The organism is Mesorhizobium sp. M1A.F.Ca.IN.020.06.1.1 (assembly GCF_004023265.1).
Taxonomy (GTDB): Bacteria; Pseudomonadota; Alphaproteobacteria; order Rhizobiales; family Rhizobiaceae; genus Mesorhizobium.
Window position 1 is genome coordinate 1 of the sequence record NZ_RZSR01000549.1, and the last position, 4,068, is coordinate 4,068.

The 4,068-nt window shown below is 62.9% G+C and carries 1 protein-coding gene and 2 pseudogenes; 2 read left to right on the forward strand and 1 reads right to left on the reverse strand.

Going from position 1 to position 4,068, the window contains the following annotated elements; all coding sequences use genetic code 11:
• Positions 1-225: pseudogene (locus EOA60_RS39135) on the forward strand (hypothetical protein); the annotation flags it as partial.
• Here EOA60_RS39135 and gltX read toward each other — a convergent pair.
• Positions 143-1,516: a glutamate--tRNA ligase gene (gene gltX, locus EOA60_RS21985; protein ID WP_095825297.1), complete on the reverse strand. Its 1,374-nt coding sequence runs from the start codon at positions 1,514-1,516 to the stop codon at positions 143-145. The pseudogene EOA60_RS39135 and the gene gltX overlap by 83 nt on opposite strands.
• 722 nt (positions 1,517-2,238) lie before the next feature.
• Here gltX and EOA60_RS21990 point away from each other — a divergent pair.
• Positions 2,239-4,068 (forward strand): annotated as a pseudogene (locus tag EOA60_RS21990) (vitamin B12-dependent ribonucleotide reductase); the annotation flags it as partial.

Genomic DNA, 4,068 nt, shown 5'->3' on the forward strand with positions numbered 1-4,068 from the left:
CCGGCGGCCAAGCTCGATGCTGGCGCCGATCCCGAAACGCTCGCCAACGCTGCAGGCGGGCTCGACCGCGCGGCTATCAAGCAGCTGACCGCCAAGGTGCCAGCGTCACCGGTTTCGGCCCTGCCGCCGGAACAGCGCAAGGTCAGGGTCGTCGGGCCAGCGTTCCTTCCCGACCCATCAGCGGCAATAGATCTGCAAGCTCCGGCCCGGAAGACCGCCCGGTAAGGGCGAGCCGCAGCGGCATGAACAGCGGCTTGCCCTTGCGGCCCGTCGCTTCCTTGATCTTGCCGGTCCAATCCTTCCAGACCGTGCCGTTCCAAGGCTCCTCCGGCAACAGGTCGAACGCCTGGTGGAGGAAATCACGGTCCTCGCCGGAAAATTCCGCCGGCTCCTGCGGCCCGTCACTCAGGATTCGCCACCAGGCGACAGCGTCGGACAAACGGTCGATATTGCCGCGCACCGCAAGCCAGAAGGGCTCGGCCCTGTCGCCGGAAATGCCAAGCACAATCAGCCGGTCGCGCGCCTCCTCGAACGGCATTTGGTGCATCAGCGTGCGATTGAGCACGAAAAGCTCGTCGGGATCGAACTTGGCGGCAGACTTGGATGTCGCGGCCGGGTCGAAATGGCTGGCGAGCTCGTTGAGATCGTGCGCTGCCGTGACATTTTCCGATGTGCCAACGAGCACGGCAAGCGAGGCGACCGCCATCGGCTCGATGCCGTCCTCACGCAGGCTTTCGATCGACAGCGCGCCGGTGCGCTTCGACAGCCCCTCACCCGACACGGTGGTCAAGAGATTATGATGCCCGAACACCGGCGGCTCGGCGCCCAGCGCCTGGAACAAGGCTATCTGCACGCCGGTGTTGGTGACGTGGTCGTCGCCGCGTATGACATGGGTGACGCCCATCTCGATGTCGTCGACCACCGAAGGCAGTGTGTAGAGATAAGTGCCGTCCTCACGCACCAGGACTGGGTCCGACAGTGAGGCGAGATCGACGGTCTCCTCGCCGCGCACAAGGTCGTTCCAGTGCACCTCGGTCCGTTCCGGCTGCAGCGGGTCGCCGGTGAAGTTCGGCAGAAGAAAGCGCCAGTGCGGCCGGCGCCCGTCGGATTCGTATTCGGCCACCTGCTCCGGCGTCAGCGTCAATGCCTCGCGGCCATAGACCGGCGGCAGGCCGCGCGTGCGGCGCACCTTGCGGCGCAGGTCGAGCTCCTCCGGCGTTTCGTAGCAGGCATAAAGCACGCGCGCCGCCTTCAGCCGCTCCACCGCGGCGTCATAGACTTCAAAGCGACGCGACTGATATTCGGTAACGTCGGGAAAAATGCCGAGCCAATGCAGGTCATAGAGAATTGAATCGGCGAATTCCTGCGTCGAACGGGCAACGTCTGTATCGTCGAAGCGCTGGATGAAGCGGCCCTTGTTGTTCATAGCGAAGAGCCAGTTGAACAGCGCGGTGCGGGCATTGCCGATGTGGATGCGGCCGGTCGGCGACGGGGCGAAACGAACGGTAACTGTCATGAGCGGGGCGTAGCGAATGCTTCCAGGCTTGACAAGACACGCCCCCGCGCAGGGCAACAGATAGTGCAAGCCAGCTAAAATGAAAAGCCGCCCGTCGGGCCCGGCCCCGGCAACCCGGCGAGCCGTCCGCAAGGACCCGCCAAATAAAGGCTTTTCGATGCGCCTTTCTGTCCCCATTATCCACATATGTGACACACAACATGTTGGGGTCACAAAACCTACAAAAACGAATCCTTGACGGGTCAGAACGAGTCGCTTTTTATAGGCCATGCGCTCCTGTTGCGGGCGTGACCGGAGAGTTCAGAGGCCGGTCTTTTTTCCCGGATTTTGTGCGTTTTGCCCACATTTCCGCCCGTTCACGAGGCCGGCGGAAGCGTTGGGTATGATGGGGCTTGGGTGGGCGAAAGGGAGAATTGTCGGGCTGGAAAAAATGATCTGTTAACACTATATTTAGTGTTTGCAGGCAGGCTCGACCCTAGATAGTGTGAACTTCCCTCTTCCGAGGGAATCGACAAAAGTTTCAGTTTTGAGGGACCCGCGGGTCGGCCTGCAGCCTGGGTGAGCGCCTGGAAGGGCGTTTGCTTGTCTGCACGGTGCTGCCCGCGACGAGGAGAACGCCGGCGTCGCCTGCGATGCCGGCAAACGGCGGACCGTGCTTTTCGCCTGGCGGGGCAGCAATCCCTGGGGAAAAGCGCTATATGTAGACAAAAGGGACCGGACCAATGCGCATCGAGCGTCGCTTCACCAAGCCAGACCAAGCAGGTCAAGAAGGGGCAGCTTACGCGGAGATCGAATTCCGCAAGGCCCTGTCGGAGATCAAGAATCCCGACGGCTCGGTGGTGTTCCGCCTCGACAACATCGATGTGCCGGCGCAGTTCAGCCAGGTCGCGGCCGACATCCTGGCCCAAAAATATTTCCGCAAGGCCGGCGTCCCGGCGCGCCTGAAGAAGGTCGAGGAGAACGACGTCCCCTCCTTCCTGTGGCGTTCGGTTGCCGACGAGGCCGAACTCGCCAAGCTCCCCGAGGCCGAGCGCTATGGTTCGGAAACCGATGCTCGCCAGGTCTTCGACCGGCTGTCCGGCACCTGGACCTATTGGGGCTGGAAGGGCGGCTACTTCAAGTCCGAAGAAGATGCCCGCGCTTTCCGCGACGAGCTTGCCTATATGCTGGCCACTCAGCGCGTGGCGCCGAACTCGCCGCAATGGTTCAACACCGGCCTGCACTGGGCCTATGGCATCGACGGGCCGAGCCAGGGTCACTTCTATGTCGACCCCTTCACCGGCAGGCTGACCAAGTCGAAGTCGGCTTACGAGCATCCGCAGCCGCATGCCTGCTTCATCCAGAGCGTTCAGGACGACCTCGTCAACGAGGGCGGCATCATGGACCTGTGGGTGCGTGAGGCGCGCCTGTTCAAATACGGCTCCGGCACCGGCTCGAACTTCTCGATGCTGCGCGGCGAAGGCGAGAAGCTGTCCGGCGGCGGCCGCTCGTCCGGCCTGATGAGCTTCCTCAAGATCGGCGATCGCGCGGCGGGCGCCATCAAGTCGGGCGGCACGACGCGCCGCGCCGCCAAGATGGTCATCGTCGACGCCGACCATCCCGACATCGAGGACTTCATCGACTGGAAGGTCAATGAAGAACAGAAGGTCACCTCGCTGGTGACCGGCTCGAAGATCGTCAAGAAGCACCTCGAAGCGATCATGAAGGCCTGCGTCAATTGCGAAGGCAATGGCGACGACTGCTTCGACCCGGCCCTCAACACCGCGCTGAAGCGCGAGATCAAGGCGGCCAAGAAGGACGCCGTGCCGGAGAACTACATCTATCGCGTCATCCAGTTCGCCCGCCAGGGCTACACCTCGATGTCGTTCAAGACCTACGACACCGACTGGGACTCTGACGCCTATCTCACCGTTTCCGGCCAGAACTCCAACAACTCGGTGTCGCTGAGGGACAATTTCCTGCGCGCCGTCGAGGCCGACGGCGACTGGCAGCTCACCGCCCGCAAGGACGGCAAGGTGCTGAAGACGCTGAAGGCGCGGGATCTCTGGGAAAAGATCGGTTATGCCGCGTGGGCGTCCGCCGATCCCGGCCTGCATTTCAACACGACCATGAACGACTGGCACACCTGCGCCTCCGCCGGTGCGATCCGGGCCTCCAACCCGTGCTCGGAATACATGTTCCTCGACGACACGGCCTGCAACCTCGCCTCGATCAACCTCCTGCCCTACCGCAAGGAAGACGGCACGATCGACATCGCCGCTTACGAGCACACCGTTCGGCTGTGGACCGTCGTGCTCGAGATCTCGGTCATGATGGCGCAGTTCCCGTCGAAGGAGATCGCCAAGCTCTCCTACGACTACCGCACGCTCGGCCTCGGCTACGCCAACATCGGCGGCCTGTTGATGACGTCCGGCATTCCCTACGACTCCGACGAGGGCCGCGCGATCTGCGCCGCGCTCACGGCCATCATGACCGGCATCGCCTATGCGACCTCGGCCGAAATGGCTTCCGAGCTCGGCGCCTTCCCGGACTATGACCGCAACGCCCAGAAC

Excerpts from the sequence above, each read along its gene's own strand:
- gltX (WP_095825297.1), bottom strand. The coding sequence starts at position 1,516 with ATGACAGTTACCGTTCGTTTCGCCCCGTCGCCGACCGGCCGCATCCAC.